The organism is Hymenobacter montanus (genome assembly GCF_014699115.1).
Lineage (GTDB): Bacteria > Bacteroidota > Bacteroidia > Cytophagales > Hymenobacteraceae > Hymenobacter > Hymenobacter montanus.
Map to the genome: position 1 here is coordinate 1 of NZ_JACXAD010000036.1, position 25,474 is coordinate 25,474.

Below are 25,474 nucleotides of genomic sequence, written 5' to 3' on the forward strand. Positions count from 1 at the left end.
CCACTGCGCATCCGTTAATTCGTATCGTGCTGCCATCCCCTAAGTTAAGCTCCAGCACTTTTCAGACACTGCCTAGAAGAGGTTTTTTCATGGGTGTACACCAAAAACGTGGTTGGAGGAAAATACTTGCAGCTTGCTCAAAATGTCTTGATCAATTCATCTGGCTACACCCTTCTCAAGCCGAGCGTGCTGGACAACGAAAGATACTAGTTTTTGAAAGCATAATTCTAGCCTGTGCTACCAAACAAATAGTCGAATACTACCATTGATCCCCTCGTGCTGAGGCGTTTCAGCCCGGCTGACGCTATTCCATAGTCAGGTGGCTTTTCAGAGAGAGGTATTTGCCGTACTTCAGGTGCACGTCCATGATGGTGGTGAGCAGCCCGCCCCGCGCGTGCAGGTGCAGCGGCCGGCGTCGTATATGGGGCGTTGCACCACGCCCTTGGGCTTTCCCAGTATGAGGCCTTGTTCGTGCCCGCAACCCCTGCTTCGTGCGCTCGGAGACAAAGTCCCACTCCAGTTCGGCCAGCATAGAGAAGATGATCAGCAGATCTTCTGGGTTATGTCGCGGTGGTTCTGCGGGTCCAGGTCCAGGCCCTGCTTAATGAGCACTAAGCAGCAGCGGTTCTGGTGAATCAGCTCCTCGATCAGGGCCAGTACTTCACGCAGCGAGCGACCCAGCCGCGAGAGTTCGGAGACAATGACCATGTCGTCGTCGGCGACCTTGGCCAGCAGTTCGGGCCGGCGGCGCTGCCCGGCACTCCGGCAGGAGGACCTTTCCACCTCGATCTACTCGTCCAGGGCCCAGCGGTGCTCAACCAGGTAGCAGGCGATGAGGTTCTTCTGGCTCTCAGCCGGCTGGGCACCGGTCGAGACGCGGACGTAGCCGAAAACCATGAGTAGGACAGGCTGTCACTTGCAGAAATATTCTGCCGTTTTCGAGCAACATTATTTTGCTGAAGCCAGCCCAGGCGAGCGATGTTCCGTTCGCGATGCGGGGTTGGCGTCAGAATTTATTGAGGCGTTGCAGCAACTCGCGCAGATAAGTCTGGCCAACGGGGAGGTACTTTCCTTCCACGATTACCGAGTTATCCTCCAGCGAATGAATGCGGTAGATATTGACAATGAATGAACGATGGATGCGCATGAAGCGGGTGGCCGGAAATTTTTCTTCCACGCTCCGCATCGTGCTGTATACGATGAGCTTGTTGTGGCCGGTGACGATGTGTACGTAGTCGCCCAGCGCCTCGACGTAATGCACTTCCTGAAAGGAAACCCGCACCAATTTGTTATCCACCTTGACAAAGGTAAAGTCGGTGTCGGGCGCGGGCAGCTGAATCGAATCGGTTCCGGCCAAGGGCTGCACCGAGGCTTGGCGCTGGGCCGCTTCGAGCGCCTTATGAGCCGCTTGCAGAAAGCGCGCGTAGCTGAGGGGCTTCACCAGGTAGTCGACGACGGCTTGCTCGAATGCTTCCACGGCGTATTCCTTGCTGCTGGTGATGAGCACGACCAGCGGCGGGTTCTGGAGGGTACGCAAAAGGTCGATGCCCGACATGAGGGGCATTTCTACGTCTAAAAACAGTAAATCAACGGGGTGGGTGCGCAGGAACTCAATTGCTTCAACGGGGTTAGTATAACTGCCGGCGGCGGTGAGAAAAGGCGTGTTGGTGATGCACTTGAGCACCACCTGAACCGAGAGCGTGTCGTCGTCGACGACTAGACAGCGCAGAGCAGTTGCAGACATAAAGGCGAGGAGAGCGTTAGGCAGGCGAATGTAGAGCTTGGCAGGGGCTTTAAGAGCCGATCCGGGCTGCGAGATGGGGATAAAGCTCGGCGAGCTGCTGGCGGATGGAGTTGACCAAGGGTTCACAATGAGACCGTTCGGGCTGACGGGCGGCGCCTTCCAGCTCGCCCAGCCGCGTGTGCAGGTCCGGCACGCCGAAATAGGCGACCTGGCCTTTAAGCTTGTGGGCCGTGCTGGCCAAGGCCGCGAGGTCGCTGGAGCAGGTGGTGGCCAACAACGCTTCCAGGGTGGGCGCTTCGGTGAGGAAAGTACCCACGATTTGGCGCAGGAAGGACTCGTTGCCGCCCGACAATTCTTCGAGCAGCTGCCAGTCAGGCTCCACGGCAGTGCTTAACGGGGAGGCAACGGCCGCCCCCGGGGCTGCCTGCTCCGGGGTATGCGGGGGAGGCGGATCGGTGGGCGCGGCGCGGCGGGTGAAGTGGGCCAGGCGGGTGTAGAGCACGGCCGGCTCGAAAGGCTTGGTCAGGGTATCGTTCATGCCGGCCGCCAGGGCCAGCAATCGGTCTTCCGGCAGGATGGAGGCGGTGAGGCCAATAATCGGAAACCGGGTAGCATCGGGAAAATGCTGGCGCAGCTGGCGGGCCGCTTCGTAGCCGTCCATGTCGGGCATCTGCACGTCCATGAGCACGGCATCGAAGGGCTGCGGGGCGCTAATGGCGGCTTGCACGGCGCGGCGCCCGTTTTCAGCCACCACCACCTGCACATTCCAGGCTTCCAGCGTTTTGCGGGCCACGAGCTGGTTTAAGGTATTGTCTTCGGCCACCAGCACGCGCAGGGCCGGCTCAAAAGGCGCGAGTTGGCCACCGCGCGTTTCGGGCCGCGCCACGCTGGGGTCGGCTATTTCGTAAATCAGCTCGAAAAAAAACTCCGAGCCCACGCCCTCCTGGCTGGTTACGTGGAGCTGGCCGCCGTGGAGCTGCACTAGGTTGCGGGCAATGCTCAGGCCCAGGCCCGTCCCGCCAAACTCCCGGGTGGTGGAGGTGTTGGCTTGGGAGAAATCTTCGAAAATAACCCCCAGCTTATCCGTTGGAATGCCAATGCCGGTGTCGTGGACGGCAAATCTCACCCGGGAGTGGGTGAGGGGCAACGGGGCCGAAGAAGAGGCCGGTACGACTTCGACCGTAACCGTGACCGCCCCTTCCCGCGTGAACTTGATGGCGTTGCCCACCAAGTTCACCAGAATCTGGTTGAGGCGGACGGGGTCGCCCAGCACGGCCGCGGGCACGTCGTCGGCCACGTTCACCAAAAACGATAAGCCCTTGCTCTCGATGGCAAACTTGAACAGCGCGGCTAAGTGCCGGACGGCTTCGGGCAGGCGGAAGGGCACGTGCTCGAGCGAAAGCTTGCCCGCCTCCATCTTGGAGATGTCGAGGATGTCGTTGATAATAACCAGCAGGTTTTGTGACGACGACTCAATGGCCGTCAGGTATTCCCGCTGTTCCGGGGTGGGCCGGGTAGCCTGCAGCAAGTTGGTAAGCCCGATAACGGCATTCATGGGCGTGCGAATTTCGTGGCTCATATTGGCCAGGAACTGCGCCTTAGCCCGGCGAGAAGCTTCGGCTGCGTCACGTGCTACCACCAAGTCGGCATTAATGTTTTCGATGTGGGCCTTTTGTTGGCGCAGCTCGGCGGTGCGCTCCTCCACCGTGCGCTCCAGCACGAGCTGGGTGTGGCGTAAAGTCCGCTCCCGTACCCACACGACCCCGAATACGATGCTGGCCAGACCCAAGAGCACCAGCGCGCTAAACCAGCGCGTGCGCCAAAACGGGGTGGCAATGGCAAATCCCGTGGGCACTACCGCGCTCCAGGGGCTCGCCAGGCCCCGGCGCGCCCGTACCTCCAGCCTGTAGCGACCGGCATCTAAGCCCGGAAACTGCATCTCGGGCGAGGTGCTGGGGCTGCTCCACGCATCGGAAAGACCCAGCAGCCGGTACTGATATTCCAACGGCGCGTTGCTAACCGCCAGGCTCACGCCTTCGAAAGTGAAGCGCAACCGGTGCCGCGTGGGCGACAATTCGCCCAGGCTGGCTACGGGCTGGGGGGCGCCATCGACTTCAGCACTCTTCATCATTAGGCCCGGCGCCTGTTCCCACGGGCGGCTGAGAATCTCGGGCAGGTCGAGGCGTACCAGGCTGCCCTGGGTGGCGGCCCACACGGCTGGGCGGGTGCCGGTGGTTAGCGCCAGCGGGCCGCGGCAATCGCGCACCAGGGTGTCGGTGGCCGCCACCAGGGGAATAAGCCTCCCCGTACCGACATCGAGTAGCGTGAGCCCTTGCAAATGCGAGATCAGCAGCCACTTGCCGGCATCCGCCGCCTTGCTCAGCGCTGGTAGAGGCAGCAGGCCGTACACATAGTTGGCCGATGGGCTGGGCCTGGTGTCGTAATGAAGCCACGTTTTGTCGGTTAGGCAATAGAGGCCCTGGCCCTCGGTGCCAACCCACACCCGACCGTTGGCATCGGTAGCAAAGCTGCTGACGCATAGGGCGCTATTATTTAGCCGGTAGAACGTGAAAAGCTCCGTGGTGGGGTTGTAGGCCGCGAGTCGGGTGCCCTGAGTGCCTATCCAGATCCGACCGCTGCGGTCGGCCAGCAGCGCGTGAATAGTGTTCTGCAACAGCCCTTGGGCCGTCGTGAAATGGCGCACGGGCAGCGCGCTGTCGGCCGGCAGCAGGTACAGGCCGTCGTTCGCCGTGCCCACCCACAGGCCGCTGCCGGCCGCGTAGGTCAGGGCCGTGACGGCGAGCGAGTCCGGGAGCCGGCCTAACCGGCGGGGAGCCTGCGGCGGGGTGTATTGCCAGACCCCATCGCCCGCGGTTCCCACCCAGTAGCCCCGCCCAATGCCGGGCCGCGGCAGCAGGGCGCGAATGGGCTTAGCCAGTTGGCTGCTTACTGGCTTCCCCAGCGTTCCGTTCGGAGTAACCAGTTGCAGGCCCGCGGCCGTGCCCACCGCCAAGACGCCCTGGGGACCGGTCCCCAGGGCCAGGGGCGGGGAGCTGCCACTGGGGGTGGGGTAGCGCCGCAGGTGGCGGTCGGAATGCCGCCACAAACCCTGGCCAGCCGTGCCCAGCCAGGTGTTGCCGTACCGGTCTTCGAGCAGGCAAATCGGCACCACCCCGGTGGGCAGGCGCAGGCGGTAGCGACGTAAATACTTGCCAATCGAGGTAGTATCGACGGGGGGCGGGCCTTTCGCTCCGCCCAGCCGGGCCTGAGCCCTGCCGGCGGGAGCGAATGAGCCGAGGGCCTCTTTTTTCACGGAAACGCCGCCCCCGTAGTGGCCTACCCACAGCTGTCCGGTGCTGCGGTCTTCGCGCAACGACACCACCCCGTTTTCGGCCAGCCCATCCTTTTTAGTGAAGGTGACGAAGCTCATGCCGTCGTAGCGCACCAGGCCTTCGTTGGTGCCGAGCCAGAGGTAACCCTGCCGGTCCTGCAGCAGGGCATACACGAAGGGTGGCCGCAGCCCTTCGGCTGGCCCGAATTGCTGCAAAAAGGCCTGCTGAGCCCCGGCGAACTGGGGCAGCAACAGCAGCCCGAGCAGCGTCGACAGCAGGAGGCCCGTTCGCCAGGCGTGTAGAAGTGGGACAAGTAGTTTCAAGCAGCAAGACTGGTTTAACTAACCAGCCACTTGGTTGTTTGACGCTACTAGGTAGACTACCCCGCCCCCTGGTCGTTAACCTTGCAGTTACAACCCATGAAGCTGAGCAGTAGTAGGGTGTGGATTGGTCAGGGTTTATTTAGCGGTCACCTTAAACTCAGTGCGGCGGTTGAGCTGGCGGCCGGTACGGGTAGTATTGGGGGCTACGGGGCGCGACTCGCCGTAGCCGGCGGCGGTGAGGCGAGTGGCGGCGATGCCCTGCTGGGTGAGGTAGGTAACCACGGCCTGGGCGCGGCGCTTGCTCAGGTCCTGGTTCCGGGCAGCTTCGCCGACGTTGTCGGTGTGGCCGGCCATTTCCAGCTTCAGGTCCGGGGTTTCCACCAGCAGCTTCTGCAGGCGTTTGAGCTCGGCGGTGCTTTCGGGGCGGAGGGTTGCTTTGCCGGTGTCGAAGAAGATATTACGCAGCACGATGGTGGTGCCGACTTCCAGGCGCTTCAGCGGAATGTCTTTCACCACTTCCGCGTAGGCCGCTCCGGCGGGCAGGTTAAAATTTTCGGAGTGGAACAAGTAGCCATCCTGGCGCGCTACGATGCCGTAGTTGGTGCCCGAGGGCAGGCTTACCAAGTACTTGCCCGAGGTGGCATTGCTGCGGAAGGTGGCAATGGTGAGGCCGCTGGTGTTGTCGATCAGGTCGATGGCCGCTTCGAGGGGCAGGTGGGTGGCGTCGTCGGTCACGGTGCCTTTCAGAATCGTAACCTGAGCGGTGGCCACGGTCACGGCCGGGGCCAGCATGTTTTGCTTCATGGGCGCGAAGCGCGAGGCCAATAGCAGATCTTCCTCACTGAGCAGGGGCTGCTTTTCCGGGCCGAGAAAGGTGATGCGGTAAATGTCCTTGGCGCCCAGGCCCCCGGGCCGGTCGCTGGAATAGTAGCCGTGCCGCCCCGAGGCCGAAGTAACGAAAAAGATGTCGTCGTCGGGCGTGTTGATGGGCCAGCCCAGGTTTTCGGGAGTGCTCCACTTGCCGTTTTCAAACACCGACTTGAAGATGTCGTAACCGCCCATCGAATTGTGCCCCTCCGAAGAGAAGAACATGGTTTTGCCATCCGGCGCCATAAACACGCCTTCTTCACCGTAGGCCGTGTTGATAGTCGGGCCCAGGTTCACGGGCGGGGTGCGGCCTTCGAGCTCGACCTTATAAATATCCGACCCGCCCAGGCTTCCCTCGCGCCGGTTGCTCACGAAGTACAGCAGCCGCTCGTCGGGCGAGAAGCTGGCCGACGTTTCGTGGCTGCGCGTGTTGATGCGCGAGCTCAGCTCCTTGGGCCGGGCCCAGGCATTGCCGCTGAGCCGGGCTTCGAGCAGGTCGCCGCCGTTGCTGCTGCTGTACACCAGCATGCGCTGGCCGTCGGGGGCCAGGCCTACGGTGGCGTTGTGGGCTTCGGTGTTGACGGGCGCGCCCAGGTTGGTGGCCGGGCTCCAGGCCTTGCCCTGCCAGGTCGCTTGGTAGATGTCTTCGAAAAAGCCGTTGCCCTCGGGGTCTTTCTTGCCCCCGGTTGAGCCCATCCGGCGCGAGGTGATGAGAATGGTCGACTCGTCGGCCGATACCACGGGGCCGTAGTCGGATTCCGCCGAGTTCAGCTCCGGCCCCGCGTTGTCGATAAATACCCGGGTGGGGTGGGCCATCAGCTGCTGGCCGTTCCGGCACTCCTGAATGCGCCGCCGCAAGTCGTTGGACGTCACCAAGCCGGCGTCGCCGTTGCGGGTGCTGCTGCTGATTGGCTGGGCCTGCTGGTACTCGGCAATGGCCTCGGCCCACTTGGCGCTCAGGTGCAGGGCCCGGGCCAGCAGGTAGTGGGTGCGGGCGTCGGCGGTGGCGTCGAGCTGCGCGGCTTTTTGCAGGTAGGGCAGGGCGGCGGTTTTGGAGAGGGAGTTGAGGTAGCAGTCGCCGATTTTAACGTTCAGCACCGCGTTGTTGGGGTTGAACTGCTGGGCCGCCAGGAAGTGGGACAGGGCCTGCATATAGCGCGGCGGGTCGGCGCCGTAGTCGGCGTCGCCTTCCTTCAGCGCGCGCAGAGCCTCGCGCAAGCCGTCCTTGTCGTTGCCGAAATGGTCTTTGGTGAAGGCCACGCTTTGCGCCCCGCAGGGCTGCCAGGAAGCCAGGAACAAGCAGATAAAAAGCGAAATAAGCGTACGATTATACATTTGGTTAAATTGGGATTGATTGCGTCGGGCTCGACCAAGTACTCGGAAGAACCAGCCTAGGCGCTGCCTAAGGCCGTGAAAATTTGAGTGAGATTGACACGGCGGCGTTATCTATTTCTCGGTACCGGCATCGGCCGCGGTGCCCGCACAGCCCGCTGCGGCAGCATAGTTGTCGCCCACGACCAAGCCCAGTTCGGCCGCTTTGCGCCAGTCCTGGCAGGCTTCGTCGGCTTGGCGCAGCATCTCACGGGCATGCCCGCGGTTCAGGTAGGCCTCGGCGTAGTCGGGTTTCAGCTTAATGGCCTGGCTGGCATCGGCGGCGGCCTCGGCGTACTTCTCCAGCTTGAGCTGGGCTGCGGCGCGGTTGTTCCAGGCGTAGGCGTACTTTGCATCGATGGCAAGGGCCTGGCTAAAGTCGGCAATGGCCGCAGCGTAGTCCTTTTTCTCGAAGCGGGCACTGCCTCGGTTATTGAATGCCAAGGGGTTGTCGGACTTTTTGGCGATGTAGGCATCGTAGTCTTCCAGGGCCAGGGCCAGTTGGCCGGCGCGGCGCTCGGTGGTGGCGCGGTTGAGCAGCGCGGGCAGCAGCTCGGGCTGCAGGGTCAGGGCCTGGCTGTAGTCCTCGACGGCCGCCCTGTAGTCGTTGAGCTTCTGATTGGCGCTACCGCGGTCGTGGTAGGCGTAAGCCAGCTGGGGGTCACTTTTGATGGCGCTGTCGAAGTCATCGCGGGCGGCCTTATAGTCGCCCTTCTCGAAGCGCAGCACGCCGCGGCTGTACCACGCCAGGGCGTAGTCCGGCTTGACTTGCACGGCGGCGGAGTAGTCCTGGTCGGCCTCGGTAAACTGGTTCTGTGCCTCGTGCACCTGCGCCCGGCCGAAGTAGCCGGCGTAGCTGCCGGGCTCGAGCTGCAGGGCGCGGTCGTAGTCAGCCAGGGCTTCCGGGTATTCTTTGAGCTTGTAGCGCGTGGCGGCGCGGTTGGAGTAGGCGGCTGTGAAGTTAGGCTTGGCGGCAATGGCCTGGTCGAAGCTGCGCAGCGCGGCCGCGTAGTTCTGGGCGTTGAAACTAGCCAGGCCGCTGTTGTACGCCCGTTCGGCCAACTGCCGGCCGGGCAGCGTACTAGCCCGCACCGAATCGACCTGCGCCCACGACGCGAGGGGGGCGCTTAATAAGCCGATAATAAGCAGATTCTTTTGTATCATTTCAATAATATAGAGCTATCATAAGAACAGGTTGGGCGAAGTTATTGGATTTTCTGCTCTTTACCTATATTTCTGCCCAAAATATTCCTAGCTGCCCCGCCCTAGTCAGAGGGGTGGCGAAATGCCTCATTCAACAACCTTTGGGGCACCAAAAAATCGGGTGGCGCAGCCGAGTAGCTCCCGGTGGCGCGGCCGGGTGCTGAACAACGGTTGCGGAGCTTGAAATGACGCGCGTGCCGCAGGCGCGACAGCAAGCCCCGCGTCCAACCAGGGTGGCCCGGGGTGGTTGGGCGGCAAGTTCGCACCCAGGCGGTATTGGGCGGGCGTGGCAGCTTGCGGAGGCAAAGCGGCGGGTTAATTGGTGGTGAGTGTGTAGATTTGGGCATAAACTTTAGGGGTGTCCGGCTCGCCCGGACTGAGAGCATACCCTTGGAACCTGCTCCGGCTGATACCGGCGAAGGGAAAAGTATCGGTGCATAGGTCGGCCCCGCGGACCCCTGTCATCCCTATTGTTTAGAGTCCGATTCGTTGCCAACGCCCTCAGTTGCCATGGTCTGCTACGTAAACAATTCCCCCCAGGAAACCGCCGATAATCAAACGATTAGCCAGCTCCTCACCCACCTTGCCCTAGCAGAGCAGCGCGGCCTGGCCGTGGCCGTAAACGATACCGTGGTGCCGCGGGCCGAGTGGCCCGCCCACGCCCTGCAAGCGCACGACCGGGTAACGATTATCCGGGCTACGCAGGGAGGATAAACCTTGGGTTTAGATTAGGGCTCAAAGCGTAGAACGTAGAGCTTAGAAAAGGTTGCAGCCGCAGGTATTTCCTACTTTTTTTCTCACTTTAAGTATAGATTCTCATTAATATAGAGCCTCATTTCTACCTTTTCCAGGTCTAAGTTCTGAGTTCTACGCTCTGAGCTCTAACATCTAAGCTCTAAATCCTTTAAAGTCTCATTTCCACCTTTCCAAGATTTGGTTCTGAGCTCTAACATCCAAGCTCTGAGTTCTAAACTATGAAGTTCTACGTTCTAACATCTAAGCTCTCAATTCCTCCGATGAAGAAAAAAGACCAGGCCCCGCATCAGACGCTGGTGGAACGCCAGCCGCTCACCGGCTCCCGCAAAATCTACGTGAAAGGCCAGCTGCACAACATTCGGGTGGCCATGCGCGAAATCGTCCTCAGCGACACCGAGCGCAAGTTCGACTTCGTGAACCCCACCGAGCAGAACCCGCCCGTGACGGTATACGACACCAGCGGCCCCTACACCGACCCCAGCGTAACCATCGACCTGAAAAAAGGGCTGCCCCGCCTACGCGAAAGCTGGATTGTGGAACGGGGCGATGTGGAGCAGTTGCCCGGCACCACCTCCAGCTACGGCCAGCAGCGCGCCGCCGACCCCCGCCTCGACGCGTTGCGCTTCGAGCATATTCAGCCCCCGTACCGGGCCAAGCCCGGCCACAATGTGAGCCAGATGCACTACGCCCGGCAAGGCATCATCACACCGGAAATGGAATACATCGCCATCCGCGAAAATCAGCGGATCGACGAGCTGGCGGCCACCGACCCGCTGCGGGCCCAGCACCGGGGTCACAGCTTTGGGGCCAACACCCCGCAGGGCTACATCACGCCGGAGTTTGTGCGCTCGGAAGTAGCCGCCGGCCGGGCCGTAATTCCTGCCAACATCAATCACCCGGAGAGCGAGCCCATGATTATCGGGCGCAACTTCCTGGTGAAAATCAACACCAACATCGGCAACTCGGCCGTGACCTCGAGCATTGAAGAAGAGGTTGACAAGGCCGTATGGAGCTGCCGCTGGGGCGGCGACACCCTGATGGACCTCTCGACGGGCAAAAACATCCACGAAACCCGCGAGTGGATTATCCGCAACTGCCCCGTGCCGGTGGGTACGGTGCCCATCTACCAGGCCCTCGAAAAGGTGAACGGCAAGGCCGAGGACCTGACCTGGGAGCTGTTCCGCGACACGCTGATTGAGCAGGCCGAGCAGGGCGTCGACTACTTCACCATCCACGCCGGCGTGCTGCTGCGCTACGTGCCCATGACGGCCAAGCGCGTAACCGGCATCGTGTCGCGCGGGGGCTCGATCATGGCCAAATGGTGCCTGGCGCACCATAAAGAGAGCTTCCTCTACACGCATTTCGAGGAAATCTGCGAAATCATGAAAGCCTACGATGTGGCCTTTTCGCTCGGCGATGGCCTGCGCCCCGGCTCCATCGCCGACGCCAATGACGAAGCTCAGTTCGCCGAGCTGGAAACCCTGGGTGAGCTAACCAAGATTGCCTGGAAGCACGACGTGCAGGTGATGATTGAGGGCCCCGGCCACGTGCCCATGCACCTCATCAAAGAGAACATGGACAAGCAGCTAAAGGAGTGTCACGAGGCGCCTTTCTACACGCTGGGGCCGCTCACCACCGACATTGCCCCGGGCTACGACCACATCACCTCGGCCATCGGCGCGGCGATGATTGGCTGGTTTGGTACCGCTATGCTCTGCTACGTAACGCCCAAGGAACACCTGGGCCTGCCCAACAAGCAGGACGTGAAGGACGGCGTGATTGCCTACAAAATCGCGGCCCACGCCGCCGACCTGGCCAAGGGCCATCCCGGCGCTCAGTACCGCGACAACGCCCTGAGCAAGGCCCGTTTCGAGTTCCGCTGGGAAGACCAGTTCAACCTGGCGCTCGACCCCGACACGGCCCGCGAGTACCACGATGAAACCCTGCCCGCCGAAGGCGCCAAAGTGGCCCACTTCTGCTCGATGTGCGGGCCGCATTTCTGCTCGATGAAAATCACCCAGGAAGTGCGCGACTACGCCGCCCAGCAAGACCTCACCGCCAGCGAGGTACTAGCCGCCGGCCTGGTGGAGAAGTCGCGGGAGTTCGTGGAAAAAGGCAGCGAAATCTATTTGTAGTACTTGGTTTTTGGTGCCTGGTGCTTGGTGCTTGGGATGTTCTGGTATTAGTGAGTTATCGTAAGCCTCCATGCTAAACATTAAGCTCCAGGTATCAGGCAGCAACAACCAAACTCCGAGAACCAACACCCAAGCACCAAGCACCAAGCACCAGGCACCAGGCACCAGGTACCAGGCACCAAAAACCAAGCACCAAAAACCAAGCACCAACAACCAAGCACCAACAACCAAGCACCAACAACCAAGCACCAACAACCAAACTATGCGCCCTTTCGCTCTTAGCATTGCCGGTTTTGACCCCAGCGCCGGGGCCGGCTTGTTGGCCGATGTGAAAACGATGGAAGCCAGCGGCGTGTATGGGCTGGGAGTCTGCACGGCTCTCACGGTGCAAAACGACGTGGCGTTCGAGCGCGTGTCGTGGGTGGCGGCGGCCACGATTCGCGACCAGATTCGGGTGTTGTTCACCCGGTTTCGGGTTGATTTCGTGAAGTTTGGCTTATTCGAAAGCCTGCCGCAGCTGCTTGAGCTGGTAGGCTGGCTCAAAGGGCAGAACCCGCGCCTGCAACTCGTGTGGGACCCCGTGCTGAAAGCCACGGCCGGCTACGAGTTCCACCGCTCGGCCGATCGAGAGCTGCTGCGGGCCTTGTGCGCGGAAATGGCCCTCCTGACCCCGAACCGGCCGGAAATGCTGCGCCTCTGGCCCGCCGAATCGGCCGAAAGGGCGGCGGAAGTGGTGAGTGGTTTCTGCCCCGTATTGCTAAAAGGCGGGCACGACGACGGCGAGCTAGCCACCGACGTGCTGTTTGCCAGTGGCCGCCGGCACGAGTTTTCGACGCCGCGGCTGCCGCACGGCGAGAAGCACGGCAGCGGCTGCGTGCTGTCGGCCGCCGTACTGGCGCAATTGGCCCAGGGCCAGAGCTTGGTAGACGCTTGCCGGGTGGGCAAGGCGTACACCACCGAATTCTTAGCTAGTAACGAGACGCTGTTAGGCTACCATAGCAGGGGCCTTAGCCCGTCGTAGCCCGCTGTGGCCCGCCACCATGGCTGCGGGCCACTTCTTACTCGCTATGCTCGTGCCACTTGGCGCCGGCGGCATGCCACTAAGCAAACACAACCATGAAAATCAGTAACCTGCATTACATTACCACTACCCCCGAGGCCGCCGAACTGGCTTGCCAGGGCGGGGTGCGGTGGGTGCAGCTCCGGGTGAAGAACCAGCCCCCCGCCGCCTGGAAGCAGCTAGCCCTGGAGACGCAGGCCGTGTGCCGCCGCTATGGCGCTACGCTGCTCATCAACGACAACCCGCGCCTGGCCCAGGAAATCGGGGCTGATGGCGTGCACGTCGGCCAGGCTGACATGCCCCCCGAGGAAGCCCGCGCCATGCTGGGCTCGCAGTTCATCATCGGCGGCACGGCCAACACCCTGGCCGACGTACAGCGCTTGGCGGCCGCCGGCGTCGATTACGTGGGCCTGGGCCCGTTTCGCTTTACCTCAACCAAGGAAAACCTGAGCCCGATTGTGGGTCTGGCCGGCTACGAAGAAATTATGCGCCAGTGCCAGGCAGCTGGGCTGAATGTGCCGGTTATTGGCATTGGCGGCATTGTGCTGGCCGATGTGGCGGCGCTGCTGGCTACGGGCCTGCACGGCGTAGCGGTGGCCGGCGCCATTGGGAACGCGGCCGATCCAACGGCCGCCGCCCACTTGATGATCAGGGAGTTAGCTGCCGTAAATCCTATTTAATTATTATGTTAAGTAAAAATCTGACCATTGCCGGCCGCACCTTTGCTTCTCGTCTGTTCACGGGGACGGGCAAATTTAGCTCGTCACTGCTCATGGAAGAAGCGCTGTTGGCATCGGGCTCCGAGTTGGTGACGGTGGCCCTGAAGCGCGTGGACGTAGCCGATGCCGAAGACGATATCCTGCGGCATCTGGCGCATCCCCAGTTCAGCCTGCTGCCCAACACCTCGGGCGTGCGCACGGCCCGGGAAGCGGTATTTGCCGCTCAACTGGCCCGCGAGGCGCTGGAGACCGACTGGCTAAAGCTTGAGATTCACCCGGACCCGAAGTATTTGCTGCCCGACCCCGTGGAAACCCTGAAGGCCGCCGAGGAGCTCGTGAAGCTGGGCTTCGTGGTGCTGCCCTACATCCACGCCGATCCGGTGCTGTGCAAGCGCCTCGAAGAAGTAGGGGTGGCGGCCGTCATGCCCTTGGGGGCGCCCATTGGCTCGAACAAGGGCCTGCTGACGCGGGAGTTTCTGGAAATTATCATCGGCCAGAGCAAGGTACCGGTGGTGGTCGACGCGGGCCTCGGGGCCCCCTCGCACGCGGCAGCAGCCCTGGAGATGGGAGCCGATGCCGTGCTGGTAAACACGGCCATTGCCGTGGCCGGGCAACCGGTAGCCATGGCCACGGCGTTTAAGCTGGCCGTGGAGGCCGGGCGCCTGGCCTACGAGGCCCGGCTGGCCGCCCCGGTAAGCCACGAAGCCGTAGCCAGCTCGCCCCTCACGGCCTTTCTGGATGGGTAGAAATTATAATTGCTAACCTAGCAACACGAGCACCAGAAATCCGGGCTGCTTTACAAGAGAAATAAGGAGAATCAGATCGGTTTAGAAACTAACGTAGCATCGGCTGTACCGTTCAAAGGAAGCACTCCGTAGGCTCCGGAGGAAACCAGTTCAACTATTAAAGTAGCCCCGCCGACCGGACCTACTAGACCACCAAGAGCTTACACCCGAAAGAGCCAAACAGCTCACACAGCCATTAACCACAACAAGTAAGCGACCAGGAGCAAAAGAATGATTTCACCCGAACGATCCGACGTCCAGACGATTGTAGAAATGGCAGAGGCTGCCCGTGTGAGTGAGGGGTGGAGCAAGTCTTGCCAGATTTTGCGGGAGGGACTAGTAGCGCATCCCGATAGCGTATTACTGATGGTCAGATTGGGTAAGGCATTGCGTTTCTGCAGTGGTTTTGCAGAAGCGAGAGAAGTTCTGCAACGGGCAGAGGCCATAGCACCCGACGATTATGAAGTACTCTACCAGCTTGGTATAGTCCTGCGGGCAGAAGCCGAGATCTGGGGTGCGTTCGCTGCCCACTCAAGTCTGGTAAAGAAGTTCCCAGCAGATCCAAATGCTAGGCACGTACTTGCCAACGATCACATTGTGCTGGGTTATCCTGACAAGGCATTGCCAGAATTAAAACAACTTATCGGGCAATTTCCTAGCCAGATGAACTATCGCATCAGCTACGCCGATTGCCTCAATAAAATGGGGCGATACACAGAGTCGATCGCGGTACTCAACGAGGTGTTAGAGCAGGACCCATTATGGGTCGATGCTCTGATTTCTCTCGCAGAAGCGAATCAGGGGCTAAGACGACCTAACCAGTGGACTGCTGCTGCAAGAAAAGCCTACGAACTAGACCCAGATAGCGCAGGGGTGCATTTATTGATGCACGATGTCTGTCTAGCAGAAGCGAATTTTGAGCAAGCTTTGAGACATCTACAACGTGCATTAGAAAGTCACCCTCGCTGCTTCAAAGCGCAGGTTGCTATGGGGAGCTTTTACTGGAATGGAAATGACGAAGATGGGGCGCGGGAGTGGTTCGAGTTAGCCAACAAAATTGCTCCTTGGGACGGTCAAGTTCAGGGTATGTTAGCACAGTTCCAGGCTGAAAATGAGGGAGGTATCCCTGATGAAACTGAGGGAGATATCCCTAAGATTGAACTTTTAGAAAATGAGGCACTAACTGTACCCTACGGAGGATTGCCCTACTACTTGGGTCGAATTTTCCTGGGAACTTACCATGACTACGAACGTGCTTTGCGTTTTTGCCAGCTTGCCGTTGAGTGCGCCCCTGAAGATGTAGATACCCGCAGATTACTCGGTCAAACCTATCTCGTGCGGGAAGAGTATGACGCGGCAATACAACAGTTACAACTTGTCGTCGAATGGTGTCCAGATTGGATCCAAGCGAAGGAAGAACTAGCTTACGCCTACCTTCAAGCCGATAAGCTATCGGAAGCTGCGACAGTCTATGCTTCGGTTGTACCATACCTTCCTGACAAAGCCGATGTTCACCATGGGTACGGCGTTACACTTGTAAATCTAGGACAGATAGAGGAAGGCTTAACTCATCTTCAAAAAGCAGTGCAGCTAGATACCAATAATGGCAATATGCTGTGGTCTTTGGCTTTGGCGCTCGAAGTAATCGATAGACCAAAAGAAGCGTTAGAAGTGGCTTTGAAAGCGAAGGTTTTGTTGCCAGAAAATGACCAAGAGATTAGCGAACTTGTCAACCGCCTTCAAGCCTCTCCTTGAAATAAGACGACTATAACCCAGTGTTCCATGTTGTTCTGTACAAAGCCATTTCTACGGAAAGCTGCGCTAATGTAGCCCTGCCCCTAACCAAAAATCCAACAGTCCAGGGGATAGCTGGCCACGACTACTCATGCCAAAATTCATCTGGCAGCCTTATGGTGCGTGCTCCAGCTTGTCGGGGCTACCTCATTGTTCAACAAGACGCCGCAAAGGCGGCGTAATACATTAAAATGAGCTTCCAACCCATTTTTGAGGCCCATTCCTGGGACGAGATTAAAGCCAGTATCTACGCTAAAACGGCAGAGGATGTAGTGCGGGCTTTGCGCACACCGCAGCGCACGCTGGAGGATTTCAAAGCCTTGATCGCGCCAGCGGCCGAGCCGTACCTCGAGCAGATGGCCCAGCTCAGCCACCAACTGACGCGCCAACGGTTCGGCAACACCGTGCAGCTGTACGCGCCCCTGTACCTGTCGAACGAATGCCAGAACATCTGTACCTACTGCGGCTTCAGCCTCGACAATAAAATCCGTCGGCGCACGCTGAGCAGCGTGGAGATGCTGCAGGAAGCAGCCGTGCTGAAGGACTGGGGCTACGACCATGTGCTGCTCGTAACCGGCGAGGCCAACCAGACCGTGGGCGTCGACTACCTCGAAAAAGCGCTGCGCACCCTGCGGCCCCACTTTGCGCACCTCTCCATGGAAGTGCAGCCGCTCGACCAGGCCGATTACGAGCGCCTCATTCCGGAGGGCCTGAACACCGTGCTGGTCTACCAGGAAACCTACCACCGCGCTGATTATAAAAAGCACCATCCCAAAGGCAAAAAATCAAACTTCAACTACCGCCTCGACACCCCCGACCGGCTGGGCCGGGCCGGCATTCACAAAATGGGCCTGGGCGTGCTGATTGGCCTGGAAGACTGGCGCACCGACTGTTTCTTCACGGCGCTGCACCTCGACTACCTGGAGCGCACCTACTGGCAAACCAAGTACAGCCTGTCGTTCCCGCGCCTGCGGCCGGCCGAAGGGCTGTTGCAGCCCAAAGTAGAAATGAGCGACCGGGAGCTGGTGCAGCTGATTTGCGCCTACCGCTTGCTCAACGAGGAGGTGGAGCTGTCGATTTCAACCCGCGAGAGCCCCGTCTTCCGCGACCACGTGGTGAAGTTGGGCATCACCAGCATCAGCGCGGGCTCTAAAACCAACCCGGGCGGCTACGTGGTGGCGCCGGAGTCGCTGGAGCAATTCGAGATTTCCGACGAGCGTAGCCCGGCCGAGATTGCCGCCATGCTGCGCCGCCAGGGCTACGAGCCGGTTTGGAAAGACTGGGACGCCACCTTAACCGCCTTGGCCCGATGAATGCTACTACCGCTCTCTCGGCGGCTGAGCGCCACCGCTACAGCCGGCATCTGCTGCTGCCCGAAGTTGGCGAGGTGGGCCAGCACAAAATGAAGGCCGCCCGGGTGCTGGTGGTGGGTTGCGGCGGCCTGGGCTGCCCAGTGCTGCAATACCTGGCCGCCGCCGGCGTGGGCACGCTGGGGCTGCTGGATTTCGACACCGTGGATGAGAGCAACCTGCAGCGCCAAGTGCTGTACGCCACCGCCGACGTGGGCCGGCCCAAAGCCGTGGTGGCGGCCGAAAAGCTAAGCGCCCAAAACCCGTTTATCGAGCTGCGTACCCACCAACTGCACCTGTCGGCCGCCAACGCATTGGCGCTGTTGGCTGGCTATGACCTGGTGGTGGACTGCTCGGATAATTTTGCCACTCGGTACCTCGTCAACGACGCCTGCGTCATTCTGGGCAAGCCGCTGGTGTTCGGGGCCATCTTCAAGTTTGAGGGTCAGGTGTCGGTGTTCAATTACCAAAACGGCCCCACCTACCGCTGCCTCTACCCCGAGCCCCCCGCGCCGGGCGAGGCTCCCAGCTGCGCCGAAATCGGCGTATTGGGTGTGCTGCCGGGCCTGGTCGGTACCCTGCAAGCAGCTGAGGCCCTGAAAATCATCCTAGGCCTGGGAGAGGTGCTAAGCGGGCGCCTGCTGGTAGTCGACACCTTGGGCATGCGCTTTCAAACCATCCGCTTCCGGGCCCTGGCGGCTAACCGGGAGCGGGTGGCGTTGGCGCCCGACTACGCGGCCTTCTGCGGCGAGGCCGCGCCCGAAGCGGCCCCGGCCCGGGCGCCCGAAATCAGCGCCGACGACCTGAAGGCCTGGCAGCATAGCGACCGGCCCCTGCAGCTGCTCGACGTGCGTGAGCCGTCTGAGCACGCCCGCCGCCACATCGGGGGCTGGCTGCTACCCCTGGGCCAACTGGCTGGCCGGCTGACGGAGCTGTCGACCGAAGTGCCCGTGGTGGTGCACTGCGCCAGTGGCGTGCGCAGCCAGCAAGCCGCTCAACTGCTGCTGAGCCGAGGCTTCCGGGAGGTGTATTCGCTGCGCAACGGCTTAGCCGACTACTGATTGCAGGGCCCGAAAGGCAGCCACCGGGTCGGGCTGCTGCCACACGGCGCCGAGTACAGCCGCACCCGCGAACCCGGCGCGTCGCACGGCAGCTATTTGGTGCGCTTCAACGCCGCCCAGGGCTATTACCGGGGGCCGGTAGCCGACGCGCCGCTGTAGTTGCCCGAGCGTGGCTGCCACCTCAGCCAAGTTGAAAGCGGCTGCATAATACTGCTTACTGAGGCTGTCGAAGATGGGGCTCAAGAACACGTAATCATAGCGGCGGCGGTGCCGGCTGATTTCGGCCAACGTGTGGAAGGAGGTAGACAGCGTTTGGCCGGGCCGCGGCGGCCCGGTGCGCCACGTGGCGCGGTGCGCAGCCGGAAGGTGCACGCCACCCAAGCCCAGCTCCGACACCAGTGAGTGGTGGGAGTGCAGCACCAACCGCGAATGAAAGCGCGCGGGAATACCGGCGACGTAGTTCAGCATTTGTGTTCGGCTCCATTCCGGCTTCCGCAAGTGGAAGCGCGCCAGCCCCAGCCCCAGTATCTCGCTTACCAGGAGTGCCTCGTCCGGAACAGAATGAGGCGGCGAGATGAGGAGCAACTGCATGGAATAGGGAAAACCATTAAGTTTTTATTGGGTTGCCCGGGTCCGGCCAGGCGGCCAGCACCGCCAGGATGTGATCGAGTTGCGCCTGTTTGGAAGCCGCTCGCCGGGCTGCCGCAGTGGCTGTCCAATACTGGTGGTGGGTGAGGAAGCGGGCTTGCAACTGAAACCAGGCGTGCTCGTCGGTAATGAGTTGGCGGGCCATCAGCTCGCGGAAGAGGGTGGCGGAAATGGCCTCAAAGTCGGGCCGGCCCAGGTAGCCGAGGTCGGCGTCGCACAATATTTGAGCTAAGTGGGTGGCGGGCTCCGGCGGGTATTTGGTGGCCATTATCATGGCGCAGATCTGTTCTATTTGCCCGGGTGAGTAGCCGAACCTTGGCAGCGTGGCCCGGGCCAGCTCGCTGCCTCGCGCCTCGTGGCCCTCGTAGGTGTACAGAAAGCCTGCGTCGTGGTACAGCGCGGCCGTGCGCAGGAGGGTCAGGTCTTCGGGATCGGTCACGCCTTCGGCGGGGGCCAACTCCATGGCTACTTGCATCACGTCGAGGGTGTGGTGCAGGCCGTGATAGTAGAGCGTCGGGGAAAGGCCGCGGCGCAACTCATCCACGATAAAGGTTTCGGCGGCTTGGAAATCCATGCTGAAAAGCGTCGGCTAGCGCGTGTTAGGCATTTAAATGGCGGAAAGATACCTCCGCCAAATTGGCTAACCCAACAACAAGCCGACAACGGCACTTTCGCGTCGGTGTTGGGTTGGACTACAGAATTGTTTAAGAACCAGCCCAGGAGCAACCAGATCCCTAGTTGCACTAGCTCACAAGGGCCTAGCACACGCTACAAAGGGAGCGCCTCACCAACTGCCCCATCTTTACCCTGAAGCCGGCCAAACGTGAGCGGCTGACTTTAAGATTAGCTTTCGGATAAGATTAATTAATCCGCCCGAAGGCATTGCAGCAGGATAGTGTGAGACCACTTGAGACGGGCCGCTCCGCGAATTGGCCTAATGATGGTTGAATCGGGTCGGAATGATCACCGGAGCCTTCTGATACGTCCAGCACTCCCCTCCGTTTTATTTCCGAACCGGGTTAGAGCTTCCGAATTGTGTTAAATGAGCCGCTATTTCTAATCACAACCCAGCCAGCCGGAACAGGACTGCCAAGCACCACTTGAACTTCGGTGCCGTACGGCGCGTCGTTCACGTTTTGGCTCGTATTGACCACCGAGTCAAAGCTGCTTTGGGTACGAATAGTCACCCAGCCAGTAGGAATAGGGCTACCTGATAATACCTGGACTTCGGTACCGTAAAGAGCACCATTTACATTCCGGATCGTGTTGTACGAGCCATTAGTTCTAACAATCCCCCATCCGTCAGGCACTGAACCGTTTACTTAGGAGGAGCCCATGCCGAATGGCTAAGCCTGAGAGGCTTTCCTGACTTTGCTAGGACGCGGTCGTACTGCCGCTGTTGTGCGGGCGCTGTCATGCAACAATCGCCGCTCATAAGTGCTGACGAATTATGGTGCTGAAAGGCGTACTATTTCATCATGAGACTATACATTTCCTGAGAGTAACTTATAGTCTTCTGTCGAACGGTTGACAAACAAGTAGTAATCGATGAGTCGGAAATCTCATTCGATTTAATACTCAAAATTAATATGATAATAGTATATAAACTCTTATTGAATCATCGGTGCTACATCAGCAATAAGGCTTATGCCAAATAAAAAAGACGGGCTATAAACCCGTCTTTTTTATTTGGCATAAGCCTTATTGACGACATCAAGCGCCTTTTAAATACATTAATTGCGGCCACCGAGAAACCGCGGGAAGCTGATTACGGTACCAGAGCCTGAGCTCGAACTTGAACTGGAGCCGCTACGGGATACACAGGTTTCAGTGCGAACTACCTGACCATCAACAAAAATTGTTGACGTGGTTTGCCCATTTGAGGACGAAGAGCGAACGCTTACATTGCGGCTGCTATAAGTATAGGTATTGCCACAAGCGGTTGTTACTGTGCTGCCCTGAGGGCGGCCTTGTGCATTAGCAGAAGGGCTAGTAGCCACGGTGAATATAAGACTAGAGGTGCACAGCCCAGCCCCTACGAGTAATTTAAGAATAGTTTTCATGATGAAGTTTGGTTAAGTAATTAAATGTATAAACAAACTTACACAAAGCGCTTTACATACACAATAGTTATCTTTCACTGCTACTAAAAGCTCGGAATAAGCATTTCCAGCACACAGGTATATTTTGCACCAGGCATTTGCAGGCATTGGCTATCTGCTGTTCTTCCATGGTCTACTAGAGGCTGTTATGCACTTGCAGCGTTCCTGGCCAGCATGAGGCAGGCGAAGACAACAAAATGCAGTTGTTGCAGCGTGGAACTAAGGCGTTCGTAATCGCGACCCAGTCGACGGAAACGACTGAGCCAAGCAAAGCTGCGCTCGACCACCCAGCGACGAGGTAGAAACCCGAAGCCAGTTTGGCCTTCGGGTTTTTTAACCACTTGCAAGTCAATATTGTGCATTGCCGCTGCCTCCTCCGGCTCCGGGCCTGTGTACCCCTGGTCTACGAAGCCTACCTGCACCGTTTGCCCCGTCACCTGCTGCACCTGGCGGCATAATTCGCCGACTTGTGCGCGTTCCTGCTCATTGGCCGGGGTGATGACGACACTCAGCAACTGGCCCAATGTATCGACGGCAATGTGCGCCTTGCTGCCCTTGCGCTTTTTAGCCCCATCGTAGCCCGCGCGGTGGCCGCTTTCGGGCGTGCTTTGCAGGGTGCGCCCGTCGAGCACGATGGCCGTGGGCGTCGCTGTTCGCCCGAGCAAGACGCGCTGCAACTCGTTTACATCGTGCACAATAGATTCAAATACTCGCGCATCGCGCCAGCGGCGCCACTGCTGGTAGACGGCCTGCCAGGGCGGCAAATCATGCGGTAGGTAGCGCCAGGGACAACCGGTGTGAGCCAGGTAGCGCAAGGCATTGAACAGGGCCCGCAACGGGTACTGACGCTGAGGCACTTCTTCGCGCATCAAGGCCAGATAAGGGGCGACAAAGGCCCATTCTTCTTCTTGTACATCACTGGGGTAGGTCCGAATAGCTGCCATGCCCCAAATCTCGGCACCAGTGCATAACAGGCTCTACTTTTCACAAATGGCGGGCTGATGAAGCGAATGAGCAGGTGGGTGAGCGGCGGCCTGTGCACCGTAGCGCGGGAGCGGGCAAAAAGCCCAGCCTACGGCGGCTATTCTCAATCTCAAGAGTTAAATCATAAAGAAGATAGCCACTAGTATAGTTGACGTGGGCTACGATGCCGGCAAACGCCTCAAAAAGCGTAAGCGCTTTTAGTCGACACGCTGAGCCACTTGTTGGCCAGCTTCGTCGTGGCAGCGAGTGGGCATGATGGGGCGACGGCGGGAGATGCGCGGAGCTCGGATTACAGGATCAGCTGCAAGCCGGGTTCGTAGCCGGCGTTTGGGTCGCCGCTTCCGCCAGCACTTGACCCAGCACGGTCTCCGATGGCAAGGCACCCACGCACATGGTCGCACACAAAGGCGCTTACCCAAGCCAAACGCTGCTTTACGGAGTGTAGTCATCGCTGGAGTCGGCGACGACTGGCGGCTGGCCAAAGACGACGAACCACAAACCTACCCCCGCCAATGGGTAGCTTTCTGAGATTAATAATTTACCGGGCTACGCGATTAATTCGACCAGATTCTTAGGGTTATGCCGCTAAATTGAGGAATTCAGGTAGCTTACCCATGTAAAGAATGCATCCTGCGGTTTTCTGCGTAGTTTGCGCTTGGCACGAGCCTTGTAGTGCCCACCCTTCAGGTCTATATATCTCAACCTTACTACCATTCTACGCGCGATGATTTCCAACACGAATCCCACCTGGGGTGGTGGCCGCAAACGTTTGTGCTGGAAGCTCGGGGCAGTTGGGGCGGCGCAATTTCTTTCGGCATCTAACCTTAAGCATTTGCTTCGCCCATGAAATGGATGCTGACCGTATTGGCCGCGTGGGCGATAAGCGGACCGTTGCTGGCCAAGCAGCGGTACTGGGAAGCGGATTACGATTCGCTGGCCCGCACCTTACCACGGCAAACCACCGATGCGGCCCGGCTGCGAACCATAGCGCACCTGCTCGATCTGCATCCCACTAACTCCCAAGCGCTGCCCTTGCTAAACCAGTTGCTGGGGCTTAATCAGCGCCTGCACGAGCTGAATGCCGGGCCGTACTACCGCCTGCGCGCGGGCCTGCTCCTCCGGCAGCAGGGCAAGGCCGTGGCGGCCCTTGATACCATGAAAGCCGCCGTGGCCGGCTTTGATCAACTGGGGCAGCCCATTCCCTGGCTGCTGATGGACTTGGTGAGGTTCTACAACCAGCTGAATGGAATGAAGGCGCGCAAGCAGTACTACGAGGAAAAGCTAGCATACTACCGGGTGCGCGGCGCCGTCGAAAACATCACCGCCTGTTACGTGTCGCAGGCGGCCTACTACCAGCGGGTAGGTGATTATAATCAGGCCATCAATAATAGCCTGCGAGCCGCCGACTTCGCGCAGCAGTTCAGTCGTAGAATATACATCAACGAGCTGCTGATAACGGGATCTATTTATGCCGAATGGGGCAATATCAGCAAGGCGGTGCAGTACTTGAGCAAGGCCCGGGCCCTGCCTCAATTCAGGCGGGTGCAGGGCCAGAGTCGGGTGTACACCTTCGTGGCCTTGTCGAAGCTTTACTTGCACGAGCGCCAATACCCGGCGGCCTTGCAAGCGGCCGACTCGGCCTTAGCCGTCCAGGTGCCCGAAACGCAGGAGCAGGGGATGGCGCAAGCGTACGGACTGGTGCAAAAAGCCGCGGTGCTGCTGCAGATGCAACAAGTGGCACCCGCCGGCCAGCTGCTAAAGCGGGCTCAGCAGTTCGACGATTCACTGCACCTGCCGATGTCGGACAAGCCCGGCGAGTTTGAACTCGACGCCACCTGGGCCCAGTACTATACCGCCCGCCAGGAGTACGACCGCGCCGAAACCCACTGGCGTCGGGCTTACGAAAAAGCAACCGCAGCCAAAATCGACCGCCTCCGCTCCAAGTACTTGCACCAGCTGGCAGCTTTCAACGATGCCCGGGGCAAGCCGGCCGCGGCGCAACGCTATTCGCGGGCCTACATCGCCATGGCCGACACCTTTAATGCTACTCAGGCTGCCTTTCATGTGGCGCAGTATGAGGGTGAGCGGGTCGAGCAAGCTCAGAATGCGCAGATCAACGCCCTGCGCCAGGCGCAGGCCGTGCAGAACGAGCGCCTGCGCCTGGGCAGTTGGCTGCTGTTCGGGGCCTTGCTGACGGTGCTGCTGGTGTCGGGGCTGGGGCTGTTCATCTACTGGCAACTGCGCGTGAACCGGCGCAACCTGAATCAGCTCCGGCAAACGCAGTCGCAACTGGTGCAGGCGGAGAAAATGGCGTTTCTGGGCGAGCTCACGGCCGGCATTGCCCACGAGCTGCAAAACCCGCTCACGTTTATGAAGAACTTCGCCGAAGTCAGCTCCGGCCTGGTCGACGACATGCACGGCCAGGACCAGAACGCTACCCGCAACTCGGGCCTGGAGCAGGAAATTCTGGCCGGCCTCAAGCAGAACTTGCAGCAAATCAGCCAGCACGGCCAGCGGGCTTCGTCCATCATCAAAGACATGCTGGAGCACTCGCGCTCGGGTACCAGCCAGCGCGTACCCACCGACCTGAACGCCCTGGTGGCGGAGGCGCTCGACCTGGCGTACCAGGCCTTATGCGCCCGCGACGTAACGTTCAGCGCGACGCTGACTACGGACTTCGACCTGGGGCTGGAGCCCGTGGCCGTGGTACCGCAGGACCTGAGCCGGGTGTTGCTTAACCTGTGCACCAATGCCCTGCACGCGGTGCGCGAACGTCAGCAACAGATGGTGGTGCCCGCCGGCGATGTGCCGGAGGCGGCGCCTTACCAGGCGACGGTAACCGTCAGTACCGGGCGGCTACCGGGCCGGGCCGTAGAAATCAGGGTACGGGACAACGGCACGGGCATGTCGGAAATGGTGCGGGCGAAAATCTTCCAGCCCTTCTTCACGACCAAGCCCGTGGGCGAAGGCACGGGCCTGGGCCTCTCGCTCAGCCACGACATCGTGACCAAGGGCCACGGCGGGACGCTCACCGTGGAAACCCGCGAGGGTCGGGGTACCGAATTTCGCCTCATCTTACCGTACTAGCTGCAATAGTACCAGCGAGAATATTATATTTTCGAGCGCTGAATTTCAAACTTTTTTAAGGGCCCAGTACTCCATAGCAACGCCCGCACAACAGCGGCCTACTAGCTACTATTTAACGTAGTCAGGTGAGATTATAAGCACTGGTCAATCGCCA

At 59.9% G+C, this 25,474-nt stretch carries 18 protein-coding genes and 1 riboswitch; of the genes, 9 read left to right on the forward strand and 9 right to left on the reverse strand.

The annotated features are described in order from the left end of the window. Positions 1-304: 304 nt before the first annotated feature. From IC235_RS22335 to IC235_RS21045, 6 genes are all read right to left on the reverse strand, one after another. Positions 305-532 carry a hypothetical protein gene (locus tag IC235_RS22335; protein WP_223847465.1) on the reverse strand — a complete coding sequence of 76 codons (228 nt, stop codon included), beginning with the start codon at positions 530-532 and terminating at the stop codon, positions 305-307. Between the two features lie 11 nt (positions 533-543). Next, on the reverse strand, positions 544-783 hold the full coding sequence (locus IC235_RS22340; protein WP_317173629.1) for a recombinase family protein: 240 nt from the start codon (positions 781-783) through the stop codon (positions 544-546). A gap of 223 nt (positions 784-1,006) precedes the next feature. Further along, positions 1,007-1,744, reverse strand: coding sequence for a LytR/AlgR family response regulator transcription factor (locus tag IC235_RS21030; protein ID WP_191007186.1), 738 nt, complete (start codon positions 1,742-1,744; stop codon positions 1,007-1,009). Between the two features lie 49 nt (positions 1,745-1,793). Then, positions 1,794-5,399, reverse strand: coding sequence for a hybrid sensor histidine kinase/response regulator (locus IC235_RS21035; RefSeq protein ID WP_191007187.1), 3,606 nt, complete (start codon positions 5,397-5,399; stop codon positions 1,794-1,796). 135 nt (positions 5,400-5,534) lie between these two features. Continuing rightward, a complete protein-coding gene (locus IC235_RS21040) occupies positions 5,535-7,601 on the reverse strand; it encodes an OmpA family protein (RefSeq protein ID WP_191007188.1) in 2,067 nt (688 codons plus the stop codon). 111 nt (positions 7,602-7,712) lie between these two features. Then, entirely contained in the window at positions 7,713-8,801 is a 1,089-nt protein-coding gene (locus tag IC235_RS21045; RefSeq protein WP_191007189.1) for a tetratricopeptide repeat protein, read from the reverse strand. A 383-nt stretch (positions 8,802-9,184) separates the two neighbouring features. After that, positions 9,185-9,281: riboswitch (TPP riboswitch) on the forward strand. 69 nt (positions 9,282-9,350) lie between these two features. On the opposite strand from IC235_RS21045, the gene thiS reads away from it, so the two are divergent. The 8 genes from thiS to moeB all read left to right on the forward strand — a co-directional run bounded on the left by thiS (position 9,351) and on the right by moeB (position 18,499). After that, complete coding sequence (gene thiS, locus IC235_RS21050) at positions 9,351-9,554, forward strand: sulfur carrier protein ThiS (protein WP_191007190.1); 204 nt, start codon at positions 9,351-9,353, stop codon at positions 9,552-9,554. A gap of 302 nt (positions 9,555-9,856) precedes the next feature. Beyond that, positions 9,857-11,731: a phosphomethylpyrimidine synthase ThiC gene (thiC, locus tag IC235_RS21055; protein ID WP_191007191.1), complete on the forward strand. Its 1,875-nt coding sequence runs from the start codon at positions 9,857-9,859 to the stop codon at positions 11,729-11,731. A gap of 70 nt (positions 11,732-11,801) precedes the next feature. After that, positions 11,802-12,752, forward strand: a complete 951-nt coding sequence (locus IC235_RS21060; RefSeq protein ID WP_223847466.1) for a bifunctional hydroxymethylpyrimidine kinase/phosphomethylpyrimidine kinase — start codon at positions 11,802-11,804, stop codon at positions 12,750-12,752. Between the two features lie 95 nt (positions 12,753-12,847). Beyond that, complete coding sequence (locus tag IC235_RS21065) at positions 12,848-13,471, forward strand: thiamine phosphate synthase (protein ID WP_191007193.1); 624 nt, start codon at positions 12,848-12,850, stop codon at positions 13,469-13,471. Positions 13,472-13,476: 5 nt separating this feature from the next. Next, positions 13,477-14,256 carry a thiazole synthase gene (locus tag IC235_RS21070; protein WP_191007194.1) on the forward strand — a complete coding sequence of 260 codons (780 nt, stop codon included), beginning with the start codon at positions 13,477-13,479 and terminating at the stop codon, positions 14,254-14,256. A gap of 270 nt (positions 14,257-14,526) precedes the next feature. After that, on the forward strand, positions 14,527-16,050 hold the full coding sequence (locus IC235_RS21075) for a tetratricopeptide repeat protein (protein WP_191007195.1): 1,524 nt from the start codon (positions 14,527-14,529) through the stop codon (positions 16,048-16,050). A 230-nt stretch (positions 16,051-16,280) separates the two neighbouring features. After that, positions 16,281-17,402, forward strand: a complete 1,122-nt coding sequence (thiH, locus tag IC235_RS21080; protein WP_191007196.1) for a 2-iminoacetate synthase ThiH — start codon at positions 16,281-16,283, stop codon at positions 17,400-17,402. Next, complete coding sequence (gene moeB, locus IC235_RS21085; RefSeq protein WP_191007197.1) at positions 17,399-18,499, forward strand: molybdopterin-synthase adenylyltransferase MoeB; 1,101 nt, start codon at positions 17,399-17,401, stop codon at positions 18,497-18,499. Before thiH ends, moeB begins: the two co-directional genes overlap by 4 nt. On the opposite strand, the gene IC235_RS21090 is transcribed toward moeB, so the two are convergent. From IC235_RS21090 to IC235_RS21100, 3 genes are all read right to left on the reverse strand, one after another. Then, positions 18,485-19,090 (reverse strand): thiamine phosphate synthase, encoded by a 606-nt coding sequence (locus tag IC235_RS21090; protein WP_191007198.1) that lies wholly within the window; start codon positions 19,088-19,090, stop codon positions 18,485-18,487. The genes moeB and IC235_RS21090 overlap by 15 nt on opposite strands. A gap of 16 nt (positions 19,091-19,106) precedes the next feature. Then, positions 19,107-19,721 (reverse strand): HD domain-containing protein, encoded by a 615-nt coding sequence (locus IC235_RS21095; RefSeq protein WP_191007199.1) that lies wholly within the window; start codon positions 19,719-19,721, stop codon positions 19,107-19,109. Positions 19,722-21,395: 1,674 nt separating this feature from the next. Next, positions 21,396-22,193 (reverse strand): IS5 family transposase, encoded by a 798-nt coding sequence (locus IC235_RS21100; RefSeq protein ID WP_191007200.1) that lies wholly within the window; start codon positions 22,191-22,193, stop codon positions 21,396-21,398. Positions 22,194-23,076: 883 nt separating this feature from the next. Here IC235_RS21100 and IC235_RS21105 point away from each other — a divergent pair. Then, entirely contained in the window at positions 23,077-25,320 is a 2,244-nt protein-coding gene (locus tag IC235_RS21105) for an ATP-binding protein (RefSeq protein ID WP_191007201.1), read from the forward strand. Positions 25,321-25,474 lie beyond the last annotated feature (154 nt).